This is a genomic window from Sphingobium sp. (assembly GCF_036170395.1).
Lineage (GTDB): Bacteria > Pseudomonadota > Alphaproteobacteria > Sphingomonadales > Sphingomonadaceae > Sphingobium.
Map to the genome: position 1 here is coordinate 1 of NZ_JAVHPD010000012.1, position 17802 is coordinate 17802.

The 17802-nt window shown below is 66.3% G+C and carries 25 protein-coding genes and 1 pseudogene; 14 read left to right on the forward strand and 12 right to left on the reverse strand.

Features of this window, described 5'->3' with window-relative positions:
- A pseudogene (locus V2B31_RS04795) lies at positions 1-557 on the forward strand (hypothetical protein); the annotation flags it as partial.
- Positions 558-668: 111 nt separating this feature from the next.
- The gene (locus V2B31_RS04800; protein ID WP_328275898.1) at positions 669-1427 is read left to right on the forward strand and encodes an esterase/lipase family protein; all 759 of its coding nucleotides are present in this window, start codon (positions 669-671) and stop codon (positions 1425-1427) included.
- A gap of 24 nt (positions 1428-1451) precedes the next feature.
- On the opposite strand, the gene V2B31_RS04805 is transcribed toward V2B31_RS04800, so the two are convergent.
- Together V2B31_RS04805 and gltX are read right to left on the reverse strand one after the other, a co-directional pair.
- Positions 1452-1832, reverse strand: coding sequence for a VOC family protein (locus V2B31_RS04805; RefSeq protein WP_328275899.1), 381 nt, complete (start codon positions 1830-1832; stop codon positions 1452-1454).
- 31 nt (positions 1833-1863) lie between these two features.
- Positions 1864-3228 carry a glutamate--tRNA ligase gene (gene gltX / locus V2B31_RS04810; protein WP_328275900.1) on the reverse strand — a complete coding sequence of 455 codons (1365 nt, stop codon included), beginning with the start codon at positions 3226-3228 and terminating at the stop codon, positions 1864-1866.
- 125 nt (positions 3229-3353) lie between these two features.
- Between gltX and V2B31_RS04815 the strand changes: the two genes are divergently transcribed.
- The gene (locus V2B31_RS04815; protein ID WP_328275902.1) at positions 3354-4289 is read left to right on the forward strand and encodes a ribose-phosphate pyrophosphokinase; all 936 of its coding nucleotides are present in this window, start codon (positions 3354-3356) and stop codon (positions 4287-4289) included.
- Positions 4290-4370: 81 nt separating this feature from the next.
- Here the strand turns inward: V2B31_RS04815 and V2B31_RS04820 are convergent, their stop codons facing one another.
- Positions 4371-4607 carry a hypothetical protein gene (locus V2B31_RS04820; RefSeq protein WP_328275904.1) on the reverse strand — a complete coding sequence of 79 codons (237 nt, stop codon included), beginning with the start codon at positions 4605-4607 and terminating at the stop codon, positions 4371-4373.
- Between the two features lie 76 nt (positions 4608-4683).
- On the opposite strand from V2B31_RS04820, the gene hisN reads away from it, so the two are divergent.
- The 7 genes from hisN (at position 4684) to pheT (ending at position 10956) form a co-directional block, all read left to right on the forward strand.
- Entirely contained in the window at positions 4684-5496 is an 813-nt protein-coding gene (gene hisN, locus V2B31_RS04825) for a histidinol-phosphatase (RefSeq protein ID WP_328275906.1), read from the forward strand.
- A gap of 135 nt (positions 5497-5631) precedes the next feature.
- Positions 5632-5835: a 50S ribosomal protein L35 gene (rpmI, locus tag V2B31_RS04830; RefSeq protein WP_066699836.1), complete on the forward strand. Its 204-nt coding sequence runs from the start codon at positions 5632-5634 to the stop codon at positions 5833-5835.
- Between the two features lie 13 nt (positions 5836-5848).
- Positions 5849-6211, forward strand: a complete 363-nt coding sequence (gene rplT / locus V2B31_RS04835) for a 50S ribosomal protein L20 (RefSeq protein ID WP_007711871.1) — start codon at positions 5849-5851, stop codon at positions 6209-6211.
- Between the two features lie 184 nt (positions 6212-6395).
- Positions 6396-7010, forward strand: a complete 615-nt coding sequence (locus tag V2B31_RS04840; RefSeq protein ID WP_328275911.1) for a LysE family translocator — start codon at positions 6396-6398, stop codon at positions 7008-7010.
- Positions 7011-7064: 54 nt separating this feature from the next.
- Positions 7065-7391, forward strand: coding sequence for a GIY-YIG nuclease family protein (locus V2B31_RS04845; protein ID WP_328275913.1), 327 nt, complete (start codon positions 7065-7067; stop codon positions 7389-7391).
- Positions 7392-7450: 59 nt separating this feature from the next.
- Positions 7451-8542 (forward strand): phenylalanine--tRNA ligase subunit alpha, encoded by a 1092-nt coding sequence (pheS, locus tag V2B31_RS04850; protein WP_328275915.1) that lies wholly within the window; start codon positions 7451-7453, stop codon positions 8540-8542.
- Positions 8539-10956: a phenylalanine--tRNA ligase subunit beta gene (gene pheT / locus V2B31_RS04855; RefSeq protein WP_328275917.1), complete on the forward strand. Its 2418-nt coding sequence runs from the start codon at positions 8539-8541 to the stop codon at positions 10954-10956. The genes pheS and pheT overlap by 4 nt, the downstream gene beginning before the upstream one ends.
- 40 nt (positions 10957-10996) lie before the next feature.
- Here the strand turns inward: pheT and V2B31_RS04860 are convergent, their stop codons facing one another.
- Genes V2B31_RS04860 through V2B31_RS04895 form a run of 8 tightly spaced genes read right to left on the reverse strand, consistent with a single transcriptional unit; the run spans position 10997 to position 13768 of the window.
- Complete coding sequence (locus V2B31_RS04860; RefSeq protein ID WP_328275918.1) at positions 10997-11236, reverse strand: hypothetical protein; 240 nt, start codon at positions 11234-11236, stop codon at positions 10997-10999.
- A 29-nt stretch (positions 11237-11265) separates the two neighbouring features.
- A complete protein-coding gene (locus V2B31_RS04865; protein ID WP_328275920.1) occupies positions 11266-11517 on the reverse strand; it encodes a hypothetical protein in 252 nt (83 codons plus the stop codon).
- A 33-nt stretch (positions 11518-11550) separates the two neighbouring features.
- Complete coding sequence (locus tag V2B31_RS04870; RefSeq protein ID WP_328275922.1) at positions 11551-11862, reverse strand: hypothetical protein; 312 nt, start codon at positions 11860-11862, stop codon at positions 11551-11553.
- Positions 11863-11891: 29 nt separating this feature from the next.
- Positions 11892-12182, reverse strand: coding sequence for a hypothetical protein (locus V2B31_RS04875; RefSeq protein ID WP_328275924.1), 291 nt, complete (start codon positions 12180-12182; stop codon positions 11892-11894).
- A 32-nt stretch (positions 12183-12214) separates the two neighbouring features.
- Positions 12215-12589: an envelope stress response membrane protein PspC gene (gene pspC, locus V2B31_RS04880; protein ID WP_066764369.1), complete on the reverse strand. Its 375-nt coding sequence runs from the start codon at positions 12587-12589 to the stop codon at positions 12215-12217.
- A gap of 1 nt (position 12590) precedes the next feature.
- Positions 12591-12860: an envelope stress response membrane protein PspB gene (gene pspB, locus V2B31_RS04885; protein WP_328275931.1), complete on the reverse strand. Its 270-nt coding sequence runs from the start codon at positions 12858-12860 to the stop codon at positions 12591-12593.
- Positions 12861-12864: 4 nt separating this feature from the next.
- The gene (gene pspA, locus V2B31_RS04890; RefSeq protein WP_328275935.1) at positions 12865-13533 is read right to left on the reverse strand and encodes a phage shock protein PspA; all 669 of its coding nucleotides are present in this window, start codon (positions 13531-13533) and stop codon (positions 12865-12867) included.
- 40 nt (positions 13534-13573) lie between these two features.
- Positions 13574-13768, reverse strand: coding sequence for a hypothetical protein (locus V2B31_RS04895; RefSeq protein WP_328275936.1), 195 nt, complete (start codon positions 13766-13768; stop codon positions 13574-13576).
- Between the two features lie 185 nt (positions 13769-13953).
- Between V2B31_RS04895 and pspF the strand changes: the two genes are divergently transcribed.
- The gene (pspF, locus tag V2B31_RS04900) at positions 13954-14979 is read left to right on the forward strand and encodes a phage shock protein operon transcriptional activator (protein WP_328275940.1); all 1026 of its coding nucleotides are present in this window, start codon (positions 13954-13956) and stop codon (positions 14977-14979) included.
- A gap of 5 nt (positions 14980-14984) precedes the next feature.
- On the opposite strand, the gene V2B31_RS04905 is transcribed toward pspF, so the two are convergent.
- Complete coding sequence (locus tag V2B31_RS04905) at positions 14985-15863, reverse strand: 3-hydroxyacyl-CoA dehydrogenase NAD-binding domain-containing protein (RefSeq protein ID WP_328275945.1); 879 nt, start codon at positions 15861-15863, stop codon at positions 14985-14987.
- A gap of 176 nt (positions 15864-16039) precedes the next feature.
- Here V2B31_RS04905 and V2B31_RS04910 point away from each other — a divergent pair, with 176 nt between their 5' ends.
- The 3 genes from V2B31_RS04910 to tolR all read left to right on the forward strand — a co-directional run bounded on the left by V2B31_RS04910 (position 16040) and on the right by tolR (position 17785).
- Entirely contained in the window at positions 16040-16504 is a 465-nt protein-coding gene (locus tag V2B31_RS04910) for a YbgC/FadM family acyl-CoA thioesterase (protein WP_328275949.1), read from the forward strand.
- Entirely contained in the window at positions 16501-17205 is a 705-nt protein-coding gene (gene tolQ / locus V2B31_RS04915; protein ID WP_328275952.1) for a protein TolQ, read from the forward strand. Before V2B31_RS04910 ends, tolQ begins: the two co-directional genes overlap by 4 nt.
- Positions 17206-17314: 109 nt before the next feature.
- Positions 17315-17785: a protein TolR gene (tolR, locus tag V2B31_RS04920; protein ID WP_328275954.1), complete on the forward strand. Its 471-nt coding sequence runs from the start codon at positions 17315-17317 to the stop codon at positions 17783-17785.
- Positions 17786-17802: the final 17 nt, after the last annotated feature.

Below are 17802 nucleotides of genomic sequence, written 5' to 3' on the forward strand. Positions count from 1 at the left end.
CGTCGGGCAATGCCGCGCGCGCCGAAGGGCTGCTGGTCGCCTTCGCCGCGCGCCGGGCGCTCGATAGCGGCGCGCCGCTCGGCTATATCGAGGGGCAGTTGCGGCTGCGCTTCGGCCAGGCGCAGCCGCGCGCGGTGGCGGCGATCATCAACGCGGCGCGCGAGCCGATCACGCTCATGGACCTGCGCGCGAGCCTGAACCAGGTCGCCGATCAGGTGACGCGGACGCCGCCCGGCGCCAATTGGTGGACGGCGCTGGAACATGAAGCGCGCGAACTGGTTTCGATCCGCAAGGCGAGCACGCCCTCGCCCCAGCCGGAGGCGGCGCTGGATCGGGCGCTGCGATACATTGACAGCGGGCGCGTCGGCGCGGCGCTGGCCGAGGTGGAGCGGATGCCGGGCAAGGCGGCGGCCGATCGCTGGGTGCAGGCGGCGCGGCGCTACATCGAGGCACGGCGGGCGCTCGACCTCATTGAGACGGCGGCGATCCTGGAACCGCGGCAGTTGCGCGGGACGACCGGCGCGGCGGTGACGCAGACCTCTCCGCTCGCGCCCTGAGCTGTCACAAACGACGAACCGTTCATAGCAGGCGGTGAAACCGATGGACGTTCGCCGCGTTTGTCACGACAATGTCATCTTTGCCCGACCGGGCCAAGGATATCCATCGTCGTGCCGCCTGCCGTTCAACCCTATGCCCAAGCCATCACCCATTTCTGGGAGGGACGGCTCGCGCCCGGCCCCCGCGCGACGCAGCTGCCGTCCTTGCAGCAGCTTCTGGGCAACCTGGCGGTGCCTTTCGATCTTGCCCGGACCAAGGCGGAGGCGGCTGGCCTTGCCGAGCGGATGTGCGGCGATGGACGGCATGTGCTGCTGATCCCCGGCCTGATGGCGTCCGAGCGGCGGATGGGCTGGCTGCGGCATATCCTGACCCTGGGCGGCTATCGCGCTCATGACTGGGGGATGGGCCGCAATTTCGGGCCTCGGCCCGACAGCCTGGACCGGATCGACAGCCGGGTCGAAGCGATCCGCGAGGAGAGCGACGCGCCGGTTACTCTTGTCGGCTGGAGCCTGGGCGGTCTTTATGCGCGCGAATATGCGAAGTTCGCGCCTCACAAGGTGGGTGGCGTCGTAACGATGGGGACGCCCTTTTCCGGCGATCCGCGCGCCAATCATGCCTGGCGGCTCTATCAATTGGTCTCCGGCTTCCCGGTCGATCGCCCGCCCTTCCCCTGCACCCGTGAGGAAAAGCCGCCGGTGCCGACAGTCGCTTTGTGGTCGAAGCGGGACGGCGTCATCCTGCCCGAATGCGCGCGCGGTCGCGCCGGCGAACGTGACAAAGCAATCGAGGTGGACTGCACCCATATGGGCTTTGCCGCTGCGCCCGAAGGGATAGCGGCGGTGGGCAAGGCGCTGGCGGCGTTGCGCTGACCGTTCAGGGTTGACCCGCCCGGCTCAGCTTTGCGACAGGCTGAGCAGATTGCCTTCACTGTCCCTGAACCAGGCGACCTTCGCTTTCCCGTCCGGGGCGGTCCAAATTCCCAGCTCGTCCTGGCCCATGCCGTCATAGACGATGAGGGAAACATCCTTGCGGCGGAGCGCCTGGGCAGCGGCAGCGATGTCGGCCACGTCCCAGCCGAACACCGGGTGCGGGCCGGGCTGATGGTCAGGCATGACGGTCATGCGGACCAGCGTGTCGCCGGCGCTCAGAAAATCGCCGAACGCATCCGCGCTCTTATGTTCCAGGCCGAGCAGATCGCCGTAAAACGCCAATGCCCTGCTTCGGTCGGTCACATATAGGAACGCGACGGCCTTGCTGGAACTTTCAAAGATCATTGCGACTCTCCGACCGACGCGCCTCAGCCTATCAGAAGGGGGTGTCGCCGCAACCATTGCCCCGCTGCGCTGCCGCCAGACGGCGCAGCGCTTCTTCCCGGCCGATCAGCGGCAGCAACTGCCCCATGTCCGGTCCATGATCCAGCCCCGTCAGCGCGCGGCGGAGCGGTAGGAACAGCGGCTTGCCCTTGCGACCGGTCTCCTCCTTGAGCGCGTTGGTAAGCGTGCGCCAGATATCGGCGTCGAACGGCGCTTCGGTGAGGATGCGATGGGCGGCGGCGAGGAAGGCGCGGTCCTCCTCGGCGGGCTCGGGCGCGGCGATAGGGCCGGTGACGATGCGCCACCAGTCGGCGGCGCCGGCGACCGTTTCCAGATTGGGACGGATGGCGTCCCATGCCGCCGCGTCCATGCCTTCGGGAACGCGATCCGCCACGGCGTCGTAGGGCAGAAGATGGACGATCTTCTGGTTGAGCGCGGCGAGTTCGGCCTCGTCGAAGCGGGCGGGGGCGCGGCTGAAATGGGCGAAGTCGAAACTGTCGATCAGCGGAGCCATATCGGCGAACGGTTCGATCGGCTGGGAACTGCCGAGGCGAGCAAGGAGCGCGGCGATCGCCATCGGCTCAAGTCCCGCATCGCGGAAATGGGCGACGCCGAGCGATCCCAGCCGCTTCGACAGCTTGCCCTCCGCCCCGGTCAGCAGCGCTTCATGCGCGAAGGCGGGGAGCGATGAACCGAGCGCCTCGAACATCTGGATCTGGGTCGCGGTGTTGGACACATGATCCTCGCCGCGCAGCACATGGGTGACGCCCATGTCGATGTCGTCGATGACCGAGGGCAGCAGGTAGAGCCAGCTGCCATCGCTGCGGCGGACGACCGGGTCCGACAAGAGTTTGGGATCGAAGCGCTGCTCGCCCCGGATGAGGTCGGTCCAGGCGATCGGCCGGTCATGGTCCAGCCGGAAGCGCCAGTGCGGGGTGCGGCCTTCGGCCTCATAAGCGGCGATCTGGTCCGGCGTCAGCGACAGGGCGGCGCGATCGTAAACCGGCGGCAGGCCACGCCCCAGCAAGACCTTGCGGCGCAGGTCGAGTTCCTGCGCGGTTTCATAGGCGGGATAGACGCGGCCAGCGGCCTTGAGCGCCTCGAACCGCGCTTCATAAAGGGCGAAGCGGTCCGACTGCCGCTCCTCCCCGTCCCAGCCGAGGCCGAGCCAGCCGAGGTCCGCCTTGATCGCGTCAGCATATTCGGGGCGCGAGCGCTCCAGGTCGGTATCGTCGAGGCGCAGCAGGAAGCGGCCGCCCGCCTTGCGCGCCCAGAGCCAGTTGTGCAGCGCGGCGCGGATATTGCCGACATGAAGATGGCCTGTGGGCGACGGCGCGAAGCGGGTGGTGACGGTCATGGGCGCGCCCTAATCCATTTCCCTCAGGCGCGCAAAACGCCTTTCCAGCGTCCACATGCGCCGCTAAAGGGGCCGCGTCTCGCGCAGCGTCATCAATCCGTCACGTCACTCGGGGAGTCTAGGCCGTGAAGCTCATGACCGGCAATTCCAACAAGCCGCTCGCGGCCGCCATCGCCGACTATATCGAAATCCCCCTGACCGACGCCAGCGTTCGTCGCTTCGCCGACGAAGAGGTTTTCGTGGAAATCCATGAAAATGTCCGGGGCGAGGATGTGTTCGTCATCCAGTCGACCGCCTACCCGACCAACGACAATCTCATGGAATTGCTCATCATGATCGACGCGCTGAAGCGGGCGTCGGCCAAGCGGATCACGGCGGTCATCCCCTATTTCGGCTATGCCCGGCAGGACCGCAAGCCCGGCCCGCGCACGCCGATCAGCGCCAAGCTGGTCGCGAACCTCATCACCACGGCGGGGGCGAACCGGGTGCTCTCGGTCGATCTCCATGCGGGGCAGATCCAGGGCTTTTTCGATATTCCGACCGACAATCTGTTCGGCGCCCCGGTGATGTCGGCGGACATTCAGGCGCGCTTCGGCGACCGCAACCTGATGGTCGTGTCGCCCGATGTCGGCGGCGTGGTGCGCGCCCGCGCGCTCGCCAAGCGGCTCGACAATGCGCCGCTCGCCATCGTCGACAAGCGCCGCGAGCGGGCGGGCGAATCGGAAGTCATGAACATCATCGGCGACGTGAAGGGCCGCTTCTGCGTGCTGATCGACGATATCGTCGATTCGGCCGGCACGCTCTGCAACGCCGCCAATGCGCTGAAGGCGGCGGGGGCGGAGGATGTGGTCGCCTATGTCAGCCATGGCGTGCTGTCGGGCGGCGCGGTGGCGCGGGTTGAGGCGTCGGACCTGCTGGAGCTGGTCATCACCGATTCGATTCAGGGCACCGATGCGGTCAACAACGCCAAGCATATCCGCCATCTGCCGATCGCGCCGCTGCTGGGCGAGGCGATCAAGCGGATCGCGGATGAGAGTTCGGTGTCCAGCCTGTTCGACTGAAAGGAGAATAGGCTGGCGGACGATCCGGGGGATCGTTCAGCCGAACTCTGTCGGTGTCCACCCTGTTCGACTGACGGGGCGTCAGGCGGCTGGCAGCAGGATCAGCGGCAGGGCAAGGATCAGCGCGAGCGCAGCGACGATCCGCTGCGCGCGGGACACGCCCATCGGCTTGTCGCGCCAAAGCATCGGGCAGGCGAGGATAGCAAGGCCGATCAGCAGGTTGGAGATGGCGACGGAGCCGCCGACCGGCATGTCCTGCCGCAGCGCCAGGCCGCCGAACAGAGCGACAAAGCTCACCATCCATCCCAGCAGCGCCATATCCCGCCCCCTTTCCGTCGCAGCCTAAGACGGCCGGGTTGCGGAAGGCTTAACCGATCCGCTAGGGCCGCGGACTATGACCAGCCGCGATGACCTTGCCCTTGCCAACCGCCTTGCCGACGCGGCGGGCGAAGCGATCCGCCCCTTCTTCCGCGCGCGCTACGATATCGAGATGAAGGCGGACAAGTCGCCGGTGACCGAAGCGGATCGCGCCGCCGAGGCCGCGATCCGCGCGATCCTGGAGAAAGAGCGGCCGGGCGACGGAATCATCGGCGAGGAATATGGATCGGTGCGGACCGACGCCGAGCGGGTGTGGATATTGGACCCGATCGACGGCACGCGCAGCTTCATCGCAGGACGGCCGATATTCGGCACGCTGATCGCGCTGACGCAGGGGGGATGGCCGACGATCGGGATCATCGACCAGCCGATCGCGCGCGAACGCTGGGCGGGCATGAGCGGGCAGCCGACGACCTTCAACGGCAAGCCGGCGCGGACCCGCGCCTGCCGCGCGTTGGAGGGCGCAGGGATCGCGACGACCAGCCCGCACCTGTTCGCCGAGAGCGACGTGGCGCATTATATGGCGCTGGTCGCCGCCGTGTCGGGCGGATCGCCGCGCCAGGGGCCGGTCTATGGCGGGGACTGCTATAATTATGGGCTGCTGGCGTCCGGTTTCCTCGACATCGTGATCGAGTCCGGTCTGCAAAGCTATGATTTCGCTGCTTTGGTGCCGGTGGTCGAAGGCGCGGGTGGCCTGATGTGCGACTGGAATGGCGAGCCGCTTAACGCGGAGAGCGAAGGCGATGTGCTGGCGCTCGGCGATCCGGCGCGGCTGGAGGATGTGCTGGAGGCGCTGCACGCGGCGGGCCACGACCATCACCATCATTGACGGACGCGGCCGAATCGCTTGCCTTTTGCGCGTCACGCCACTAAGGGGCGCCCTTCGCGATATTCAGTGGGACTGCCCGGCTAACTAGGGCTGCCGTGGCCGTCTGTAATCGTCGCGCTGAACAAGGAGACGAAAATGCCCAAGATGAAGACCAAGAGCGGTGTGAAGAAGCGCTTCAAATTCACCGCCACCGGCAAGGTCAAGCATGGCGTCGCTGGCAAGCGTCACCGGCTGATCAGCCACAATGCGAAGTATATCCGTCAGAACCGCGGCACGTCCGTCCTGTCGGACGCCGACGCCGGTCATGTGCGCCTGTGGGCGCCCTATGGCCTCAAGTAAGGAGTTCTGACCCATGGCACGTGTCAAGCGTGGTGTAACCACCAAGGCGAAGCATAAGCGGATTTTGGATCAGGCGAAGGGCTATTATGGCCGTCGCAAGAACACCATCCGCATCGCGCGTCAGGCCGTCGAAAAGGCCGGCCAATACGCCTATCGCGACCGCAAGGTGAAGAAGCGGACCTTCCGGGGTCTGTGGATTCAGCGCATCAACGCCGGCGTCCGCGCCGAGGGCCTGACCTATTCGCAGTTCATGCATGGCCTGAAGCTGGCCGGCGTGGAGCTGGACCGCAAGGTTCTGGCCGACATTGCGATGCACGAAGGCGAGGCGTTTAGCGCCATCATCGCCCAGGCGAAGGCTGCGCTGCCCGCGGCCTGAGCCGGATCGATCGCAAGATCGTCCAAAGGGGCGCCGGGGCAGATAGCTTCGGCGCCCTTTTTGTTTTTGCTTAACCTCCGTTCGCTTCGAGCGTGTCGAGAAGCCGGGGGGGGGGCATCGCTTCCGTTTCTCGACAGGCTCGAAACGAACGGAGGTGGTGGACCGCATCAGAAGGACTCATCCCATGTCGCTGCATCTCTGGTGGATTTACGTCACGGCGGTGTTCCTGATCTCGGCGACGCCGGGGCCGAACATGCTGCATGTGATGACGCAGAGCATCGCCCATGGGCCGCGCAAGGCGCTCGCCACGATGGCGGGGCTGATGAGCGCGGTGCTGCTGTGCCTGGTCGCGTCGGCGCTGGGGCTGGGGGCGTTGCTCAAGGCTTCGCCGCGATTGTTCGATGTGCTGCGCTATGCTGGCGTCGCCTATCTTGTGTGGCTAGGGATCAAGGCGTGGCGGGCGCCGGTGAGCGGCGGCGACGCTGCCCGGCCGGTGCGGTCGGATCGGGCGCTCTATGCGACGGGGCTGTTGACGGGGCTGTCCAATCCCAAGCTCATCATCTTCGCCGCCGCGCTCTTCCCGCAGTTCATCGTGCTCGACCGGCCCTTCTGGCTCCAGCTCGGCATCTTGATCGCGAGCTTCGTCGTGATCGAGAGCTTCTGGTACGGCGTCTATACCTTGGGCGGCGCGCGGCTGGCGCGCTGGCTGGAGCCGGCGAACCGGCAGCGGCTGTTCAATCGGGGGACCGGGCTGCTGTTCATCGGCTTTGGCGGGGCGTTGCTGGGGGCGCGGGCGTAGTCATACTCATCTTGTCATTGCCGCGAAGGCGGGAATCCATCTCCGGACCTCGCCATGCCACGCGACTTCCATCCGACCGTCTATCTGCTCGCCAGCCACAGGAACGGGACGCTTTATGTCGGCGTCACGTCAAACCTCATCCAACGCCTCCATCAGCATCGTTCCGGCTTGATCGAGGGGTTCACTAGCGACTACGGCGTGCATCGGTTGGTCTGGTTTGAGAGCGGCGGCTCCATGGAAGAGGCGATAAGGCGGGAAAAGCAGATCAAAAAGTGGAACAGACAGTGGAAGATCGACCTGATCGAACGGACCAATCCGGATTGGCGCGATCTGGCACGCGATTTCGGGTTTGAGCCATTGGACAGCCGGCGCGTCGATTGAGCGTCGGCACTATCGGACAGCGCGGGAGATGGATTCCCGCCTTCGCGGGAATGACGTTTATGAATGAAATTGCCAACCTCAAAGCCGGCCTGATCGCCGATATCGACGCTGCCGACACGCTCGACGCGCTGGAGGCGTTGCGCGTCGGCGCGCTGGGGAAGAGCGGGGTTATCACCGGGCTGCTCAAGACGCTTGGCCCCATGTCGCCCGACGAGCGGCTGGAGAAGGGGCCGCCGATCCAGGATCTGCGCGAGAGCGTGACGGCCGCGATCGCGGCGAAGAAGGCGGCGCTGGAGCAGGCGGCACTCGACGCGAAGCTGGCCAGCGAAAAGGTTGACATGACCCTCCCCGCCGACGCCGCGCCGCAGGGGAGCGTGCATCCGGTGAGCCAGGTGATGGACGAACTGGCGGAAATCTTCGCGGACCTTGGCTTCTCCGTCGCCACCGGGCCGGAGATCGAGGACGACTGGCATAATTTCACCGCGCTCAACATCCCGGAGACGCATCCGGCGCGGGCGATGCACGACACTTTCTATTTCCCCGACGACGGGACGGGCAAGAAGATGCTGCTGCGCACCCATACGTCGCCGGTGCAGGTCCGCACGATGATGACCACGCCCCCGCCCATCCGCATCATCGCGCCGGGCCGGGTCTATCGCAGCGACAGCGACGCGACGCACACGCCGATGTTCCACCAGATCGAAGGGCTGGTGATCGACAAGGGCATCACATTGGGCCACCTCAAATGGACGCTGGAGACCTTCCTCAAGGCCTTCTTCGAGCGGGAGGACATCGTCCTGCGGCTGCGGCCGAGCTATTTCCCCTTCACCGAGCCGTCGGTGGAGGTCGATGTCGGCTACACGCTGGTCAGCGGCCAGCGGGTGATCGGCGGCGACGGCGATGCGCCGGACGGCGGCTGGCTGGAGGTGCTTGGCAGCGGCATGGTCAACCGCCGCGTGATCGAGGCGTGCGGGCTCGACCCCGATGAATGGCAGGGCTTCGCCTTCGGCACCGGGGTCGATCGGCTCGCCATGCTCAAATATGGGATGAACGACTTGCGCGCTTTCTTCGACGGCGATCTGCGCTGGCTCAAGCATTATGGCTTCTCGGCGCTGGACGTGCCGACGCTGAGCGGGGGAGTGGGCGCATGAAGTTCACGCTGAGCTGGCTCAAGACGCATCTGGCGACGGATGCGGAGCTGCCGACGATCCTCAAGACGCTCAACGCCATCGGGCTTGAGGTCGAGGGCGTCGAAAACCCGGCCGACAAGCTGGGCGCGTTCAAGATCGCCAAGGTGCTGACGGCCGAGCGTCATCCGCAGGCGGACAAGCTCCAAGTGCTGACCGTCGATCATGGCGACGGCACGCCGCTGCAGGTCGTATGCGGCGCGCCCAATGCGCGCGCGGGGCTGGTCGGCGTGTTCGGGGTCGAGGGCGCGGTCGTGCCGGCCAATGGCATGGTGCTCAAGAAGACCGCGATCCGGGGCGTCGACTCCAACGGCATGATGTGCAGCTATCGCGAGCTGGAACTGGGCGAGGATCATGACGGGATCATCGAACTGGCGGACGACGCGCCGGTCGGGCAGGTCTATGCGCAATGGGCGGGGCTGGACGATCCGGTGATCGACGTGTCGGTGACGCCCAACCGGCAGGACTGCATGGGCGTGCGCGGCATCGCGCGCGATCTGGCGGCGGCGGGGCTTGGGACGCTCAACGCCATCATCGTGCCGGAGATCGTCGGCACTGGGCCGAGACCGGACGTGCGGATCGAGGATGCGGACGGCTGCCCGGCTTTCTACGCCCGCGTCGTGCGCGGCGTGAAGAATGGCGCGTCGCCGGAGTGGATGGCGAGGCAGCTCAAAGCCATCGGCCAGAAGCCGATCAGCGCGCTGGTCGACATCACCAACTATATCATGATTGATCTCGGCCGGCCGCTCCACGTCTATGATCTTGCGACGCTCAAGGGCGGGCTGGTCGCGCGCAAGGGGCGTGCCGGTGAGCAGGTGCTGGCGCTCAACGGCAAGACCTATACGGTCGACGAGACGATGACCGTGATCGCCGACGACGAAGCGGTACACGATATCGGCGGCATCATGGGCGGCGAACATTCGGGCGCGCAGGAGAGCACGAACGACGTGCTGATCGAATGCGCCTATTTCACGCCGGAACGGATCGCGGTGACAGGGCAGAAGCTCGGCCTCACCTCCGACGCGCGCGGGCGGTTCGAGCGCGGGGTCGATCCGGCGTTTCTGGACGATGGCCTGTCGATCGCGACCTTCCTCGTCACCCATCTGTGCGGCGGAACCCCGTCTGAGGCGACCCGCGCGGGCGCGCCGCCGGTGCCAGCGAAGGTCGTGGACTATGCGCCCGAGCGCTGTCTGGCGCTCGCGGGCGTGGACGTGCCGGCGGACGAGCAGCAGCACATCCTCGAAAGCCTGGGCTTCGACGTGGCGGTCGAAACCGCGTCGGTCGAATATCAGGACGGGATGCCGGTGATGACGCCGGCGCGTTGGCAGGTCGGCGTGCCGAGCTGGCGGCGCGACGTGGACGGCTGGCCCGACATCGTCGAGGAAGTGGTGCGGATCGTCGGGCTCGACCATGTGCCCTCGACGCCGCTGCCGCGCGCGCCGGGCGTCGCGCGGCCCACCGCCACGCCCGAGCAACTGGTCGAGCGCCGGGTGCGGCGGACGGCGGCGGCGCGGGGCCTCGCCGAGGCGATCAACTGGTCCTTCATTTCCGAGAAGGAAGCGGCGAGCGTCGGCGGCGGGCATTGGACCCTCGCCAATCCGATCTCCGAGGATCTGAAGGTCATGCGGCCTTCGCTGCTGCCGGGCCTCTTGTCGGCCGCTGCGCGCAACATGGATCGCGGCGCGGCGTCGATCCGCCTGTTCGAGCTGGGCCGGCGCTATTTCGCGCAGGGCGAGCGGGCGACGGTGGGCTTCGTGCTGGCGGGCGAGAAGGCTCCGCGCGGCTGGCGCACGGGCAAGGCGCAGCCCTTCGACGCCTTCGACGCCAAGGCCGAGGCGATGGCGCTGCTGGCGGGCGCGGGCGCGCCGATCGCCAATCTCCAGATGTTCGGCGAAGCATCGGGCGCTTATCATCCCGGCCAGTCGGGCACGCTGCGGCTTGGCCCCAAGCAGGTGCTGGCCGAATATGGCGTGCTGCATCCCAGCCTCGCCAAGGCGTTCGGCTTGACTGGCACGGTGGTCGCGGGCGAGATTTTTCTCGACGCGATTCCGGCCAAGCGCAAGAGCGGCTTCATGCGTCCCCCCTATGCGCCACCGGCGTTGCAGGCGGTGAAACGCGATTTCGCTTTCCTTGTCCCCGCCGAGGTGCAGTCCGAAGCGCTGGTGCGCGCGGTCAGGGGCGCGGACAAGAAGAGCATCGTCGAGGCGCGGCTGTTCGACGTCTTCACCGGGCCGGGCGTGGAAGAAGGCTATAAGTCGCTGGCGGTCGAGGTGACGCTTCAGCCGGGCGAGAAGAGCTTTTCGCAGGAAGAGCTGGAAGCCGTCAGCGCGGCGGTGGTGAAGGCGGCGCAGAAGCTGGGCGGCAGCCTGCGCGGCTGATGGGCCAAGTGGCGGGCGTAACCTGCGCCCGCCACTTACCTCACAGGTCCACGCCCGCCGCGATCGCTTCCAGCTTGCGGATGCGTTCCTTGAGGTCCGCGACCTCGATCCGGGCGGCCGCCGAAGGCGGCGCGCTGTCCTCGCTCTGGGCGTAGCGGATGAGTTCCGCCCGCTTGAGTTCCAGCCAGCCGTTCCAGCCCCGCAGCGTGGCGGCTGCGACGATCGCGAGACCAGCGAGGCTGGTCGCCGCGAGGGTGAGATAGAGATAGGGGTCTTGCATCTAAGCCTCCCTGTCGAAAGGAACCGCTGTCAGTCGCGGTCCCGCAATTTTTCAAATTCCCGCTCCAGCGCGGTGGAGCTGTCCGTCGCGAGCCGTTCCAGCACGGCGACGCGATCCTTGAGCGCCTTGACCTCGGCGCGCAGGCGCTCGGCCTCCGGGTCGGGGCCGCGATGGATGAAATCCTCACCCTTGTCGCGGCGCACCACGCCCATCTTCGCTTTCACGACCTGTGCAATCATGACGATCGCGATGATGGCGACCACCATTTCAAATGGGCCCATAGGACTACTCCCTGAAGATGTGCGCTGCGCGGGTCAGTTCGCCGGGCCGCGCAGCCGTTCGATTTCGCGGTTCAGATGGTGGCTTTCGTCGGTGACGATCCGCTCCACCACGGCGAGGCGATCCTTCATCGATCCGACCTCGGCGCGGAGCTGGGCATTTTCCTGGCTCAGCAGCCGGATGCGTTCCACCATTTCCTCATTCTTCTGCGGATAGACTGCCTTGCCCCAGCTGTTTTCCAGCGGATAGCCGTGCTTGATCCGCAGCCAGGTGGTGAAAATCCAGCCGCCGATGGCGAGCGATCCGAGCACGAAGGCGATGGGCGCGAAGCCGCTTATCTGAGACATGTCCTTAACTCCCCTTGGCTTCGGCCGGATCAGCGCAGCGCGTCGATTTCGCGCGCGGTGCGGGTGGCGGGATCGGTGGCGATCCTTTCCAGCACGGCGATGCGGTCTTCGAGGCGGCTGATGCGGCCCGTCAGCTTTTCGTTTTCGCAGACAAGAAGGTCGATTTTTCGACCGGCGTCGGGATCGGTTCGATGAGCGACGCCGGACCATTCATTTTCCACAGGATAACCGTGGCGGGCGCGGACCCAGGTGGTGAAAGCCCAACCGATCGTCGACATCGCGATGATCGCAAGGATGAACAGCGGACTGCCGAAGCTCATGACGATTCTCCCCTTCCTCTTGGCCGAAGCCGTCAGCGCAGGCTGTCGATCTCTTCGGCCAGGCGGGTGTTGCGGCTGGTATAGTAGATTTCGATGTCGGCCAGGCGCCGGTCGATGTCGCGGAACTTCGCCCGCACGTCGCGGGTGGAACGCGCCGGGTTGGCGCGCACGCCCTGCCAGAATTTCTGGTCGTCCCGGTCGGTGTAGAGGCCCGACGGCTTGTTGTCGGCGATCACGCCGATCGCGAAATAGCCGAGCAGCGTCCAGCCGATGATGAAGAAGGACAGGAACATCGCGACCCGGACCCAGACCACGTCGATCCCGGTATAGTCGGCAATGCCCGAGCACACGCCCATGACCTTGCCATTAGCCTTGTCGAGATAGAATTTTGTACGGCGGGCGCTCATGTCAGTTCCTCCGGTCGAAGCTGTAGTCGTCCGTTTCCTGGGTCGGACGTTGCGGACGGAAATCGGGATTGTCGGCGGCGACGATCCGCTCGACCGTCTGGAGCCGTTCCTCGAGGCGGCGGGCGAGAAGGTGGAGTTCGTCCAGCAGCTTCTCGTCCTCATCGGTGATCTTGGGCGCCTGCTTCCACTTGGTGACATAGTGGAAGATCAGCCACGGCATGCCGATGAACAACATGCCGCAGATGACGACGGGCAGAAACACGTCCTCCATCGGTTCAGGCTCCCTTGTTCATCGACGCCTTGAGCGCGGCAAGCTCGGCATCGACCTTGTCGGCCGCTTTCAGCTCGGCGATCTCCTCCTCCAGCGTCTTGGGCTGCTGGCCCAGGCCCATCGCATCGGCGCGCCCTTCGGCGAGGTCGGCGCGGCGCTCCAGCATGTCGAAGCGGGCGAACGCCTCGTTCACCTTTTCGCCGGCATAGGCTTCGCGGACGCGCAGGCGGTTTTCGGCGCTCTGCATCCGGGTGACGATGCTGTTCTGGCGGGCGCGCGCCTCGCGCAGCTTGGCCTGGAGCTTGGCGATGTCGGCTTCGGACGCAGCGAGCGCCTCGTCCAGCACCTCGATCTCATGACCCAATTGCTCGGCCATGTCGGCCGCCTTCTGCTTCTCGACCAGCGCGGCCTTCGCCAGATCCTCGCGGTCCTTGCTGAGCGCCAGCTGCGCCTTTTCGGTCCAGCTGTCCTGAAGCGCGGTCAGCTTGGCGATGTGGCGACGCATCTCCTTCTGGTCGGCGATGGTGCGGGCGGCGGAGGCGCGCACCTCGACCAGAGTCTCCTCCATTTCGAGGATAATCATGCGGATCATCTTCGCCGGGTCTTCCGCCTTGTCGAGCAGGTCGGTCACATTGGCGGCGATGATGTCGCGGGTGCGGGAAAAAATGCCCATTTTATCGTTACTCCTGGTCGTGGCTGTGCGAACCGCGTCCTTACGCAAGATAGCGCGAAGGGGCGGCCATGTCGTGCTTGGCAAGCGCGGGGGTTTCGCTGGCGCGGGGCGCCTTTTCGCTGGCGCGGGCCGGGCCGACCGCCGAAAGGATCATGGTCGATCCGAACAGGACGGCGGCGATGGCGACCGACATCAGCTGGCCGATCTCGCGGATGCTGCTGGTCTGCTTGTTCATTTCACACTCCCTGAACCTTGGCCTTCATGTGGTTCCGCATCTTTTTCGCGGATTGTCCTGAGCTTTGCAGAGGGCATGCCAATTTGCGGAAAGGCGCACAAATCTGCCGGTTTCGGCCATAGGCGCAAGGCGCATTCCAACATCTCGCTTGCCAAGCAGTGGGACATTTCACCATAAGTTGGCACATGGAGAAAAATACGCAGTTTGTCGGCCAGAGCTTCGCCTTTCTGGACGCCGTCGAACAGGCCGGGCGCGCGGCCGAACTCAACCGCCCGGTGCTGGTCATCGGCGAGCGCGGCACCGGCAAGGAACTGATCGCCGAGCGGCTGCATCACCTCTCACCGCGCTGGGGCGAGCCGCTGATCGTGATGAATTGCGCCGCCTTGCCCGAGACGCTGATCGAGGCGGAGCTTTTCGGCCATGAGCAGGGCGCGTTTACCGGCGCGACCAAGGCGCGGCCGGGCCGGTTCGAGGAAGCGGACGGCGGCACGCTGTTCCTGGACGAACTCGGCACCCTGTCCATGGCGGCGCAGGAGCGGCTGCTGCGCGTCATCGAATATGGCGAGGTGACGCGGATCGGCGCGTCGCGGCCGGTGACGGTGGACGTGCGGATCGTGGCGGCGACGAACGAGGATCTGCCTGCCGCCGCCGACGCCGGGCGGTTCCGCCCCGACCTGCTCGATCGGCTGAGCTTCGAGGTCATCACCCTGCCCCCGCTGCGCGCGCGGGAGGGCGACGTGGCGGTGCTGGCCGACCATTTCGGGCGGCGCATGGCGGCGGAACTCAATTGGCCGCAATGGCCGGGCTTCACCGCCGCCTGCGCCGCCGAGCTGGAAGGCTATGGCTGGCCGGGCAATGTGCGCGAGCTGCGCAACGTGGTCGAACGCGCGGTCTATCGCTGGGACGAACCCAATAAGCCGATCAGCCGCATCACCTTCGACCCCTTCGCCTCGCCCTGGAAGCCCAAGGCGCTGATGCCGAGGGCGGAGGAAGGCGGTGCCACCGCCCCCGCTCCGTCAGTCGGCGCGCCGCCAGCGACGTTCGACGACATCAGCGATCTGCGCGCAGCGGTGGACGCGCATGAGGTCGCGATCATCCGCGCCGCGCTGGAGCGCTATCGCTACAACCAGCGCGCAACGGCGAAGGCGCTGAGCCTCAGCTACGACCAGCTGCGGCACTGCATGAAGAAGCATGGGCTGAGCGCGGGCTGACCCGATCAGCGGGTCGGCACCGGCTCCGGCCCCGAATAGTCGTAGAAGCCGCGCCCGGTCTTGCGGCCATACCAGCCCGCTTCGACATATTTGACCAGCAAGGGCGCCGGCCGATATTTGGGATCGCCGGTGGTGGTCAGGAACACGTTGAGGATTTCGAGCGCCGTGTCGAGGCCGACAAAGTCGAGCAGGGTCAGCGGACCCATCGGGTGGTTGAGGCCGAGCTTGCAGCCCTGATCGATGTCGGTGACGCTGCCCACGCCCTCGCCCAGAACGAACACGGCTTCGTTGAGCATCGGCAGCAGGATGCGGTTCACGACGAAGCCGGGCGCATCGAAGGCGTGGACCACGGTCTTGCCGGTCTTCGTCGCATAGGCTTCCACCGCCGCGACTGTTTCCGGCGTGGTGGCGAGCCCGCGGATGATCTCCACCAGCACCATAACGGGTACGGGATTGAAGAAATGCAGGCCGATGAAGCGGCCTGCGTCGGGCGCGGCCTGCGCCAGGCGGGTGATCGGGATGGAGGAGGTGTTGGTGGCGAGGATCGCGTCCGCGCCAAGCAGAGCGCCGACATTGCCGAAGATGGCGCGCTTCACCTCCTCGCGTTCGGTCGCGGCCTCGATCACGAACTGCGCGGCTCCGAGCGGCGCGAGTTCGCCGACCGGCGTGATGCGCGCCAGCGTGGCGTCGGCATCGGTCTGGCTGATCTTCTCCTTCTCCACCGCGCGCGACAGCAGCTTGGCGATGTTCGCCTTGCCCTTTTCGGCGCGGGGCAGGTCGATGTCGGAGAGGATGACGTCATAGCCGGCCTGCGCCGATACCTGCGCGATGCCGATGCCCATCTGTCCAGCGCCGATCACCCCCAGGGTGCGAATATCCGTCATATGCCTGTCTCCCTCCATCGTTTCGCTCTCCCTTAGCGGCGGCTCGCCTTCGCCGCCAGTGCCCGCACCCTGTCAAATGCGTGAGGCGGCAAAGCGAACAGCGCCGCGCGACGGATGACATGGATGAATGATTTCCGGCTTTGCGTGGAGGGTGCGCCATGGTTAAAAGCCGGCCCATGTCCTTGCCCCCCCTGATGCCCGCGTCCGGCCGCTTCGTTTCCGCGGTGCATCACTTCCCGCTGCGCATCTATTTCGAGGATACCGACCTGTCGGGTCTGGTCTATCACGCCAATTATCTGCGCTATATGGAGCGAGCGCGATCGGACATGCTGCGCCTCGCCGGGATCGACCAGCGCAGCGAGCATGAGGGCGGCAGCGGCGTCTATGCCGTCACCGACCTGTCGATCCGCTATCGCCGCCCGGCGCGGCTGGACGATGATCTGACGGTGGTGAGCCGCGTGACCGAGGTGCGCCCGACGCGCTGCACCATCGGGCAGGCGGTCATGCGCGACGCCGAGGAACTGACGGACGCCAGCATCACCGTCGCCTGGCTGACGCCGCAGGGCCGGCCGCAGCGCCAGCCCAAAGCCTGGACCGACATCTACACCCGCCTTTGCCAAGGGGACGATCTTCACCCATGAGCCTCAACCTGCCCGCCGGCGCGATCACCGACGCCGCGACCCTTTCCCCCCTCGCCCTGTTCCTTCAGGCCGATATCGTCGTCAAAGGCGTGATGGCCGGGCTGCTGCTCGCCAGCATCTGGACCTGGGCGATCATCATCGGCTTTTCCGTCACGCTGCGCCGGGCGAGCAAGGAAAGCCGCAAGTTCGAGGCGGACTTCTGGAAGGCGGAGGATATCGACCGCTTCTATGAATCGCGCGGCAAGACCGATTTCCCGGCGGCCAAGGTGATGGCGGCGGGCGTCACCGAATGGCGGCGATCGACCGCGCAGCGGGTGATCGACCGGGAGGGGACGCGCGACCGCCTGTCCACATCCATGTCGAGCGCGATCGCTGCGGAAGTGGATCAGCTGTCCGACCGGCTCAACATATTGGCGACGATCGGATCGGTCGCGCCCTTCGTCGGGCTGTTCGGCACGGTCTGGGGCATCATGCGCGCCTTCACCTCGATCGCGGCGGAGCAGAATAGCAGCCTGGCGGTGGTCGCGCCCGGCATCGCGGAGGCGCTGTTCGCGACCGCCATCGGCCTGTTCGCGGCGATCCCGGCGGTCATCGCCTACAACCGCTTCAGCCACGGCATCAACCGGTTGGAAGCGGGCCTGTCGCGCTTCGCCGACGGCTTCTACGCGACGCTGAGCCGCGAGTTGGAGGCGCAACGATGAAGCGCGCCCCGGCTAGCCACATCCGTTCGGTTCGAGCCTGTCGAGAACTGTGGGCGTCGTTCTCGACAGGCTCGAACCGAACGGGCGTTGGCGCGGGAGGGCGCGACTGATGGCGATGTCCGGCCCTCCTTCTAGCAGGCGCGGGCGCGGGCGTCCGCCGATGGCGGAGATCAACGTGACGCCGCTGGTCGACGTCATGCTGGTGCTGCTCATCATCTTCATGGTGACGGCGCCGCTGCTGGTAACGGGCGTGCCGGTGAACCTGCCCGAAACCCGCGCCAAGGCGCTGGACGAGGATCAGAAGCCGACCGTCGTGTCGATCGACCGCGACGGTGGCCTGTTCATCAACGACGCGCAGATCAGCGATGCCGACCTGCCCGATCGGCTGGCCGAGATCATGTCGGCCAATGCCGGCAAGGCCGAGCCGCCGCAGATCTTCCTGCGCGCCGATACCGCGCTCGATTATGGCCGGGTGATGCGGGTGATGGGCGAACTTAATCGCGCCGGGCTCAACAAGGTCGCGCTGGTCAGCACCGATGCCGGCTCGAACGCTGGTTCGGCCAGCGGCGGTTCAGAATAGGGGCCATAGGCCGGGGA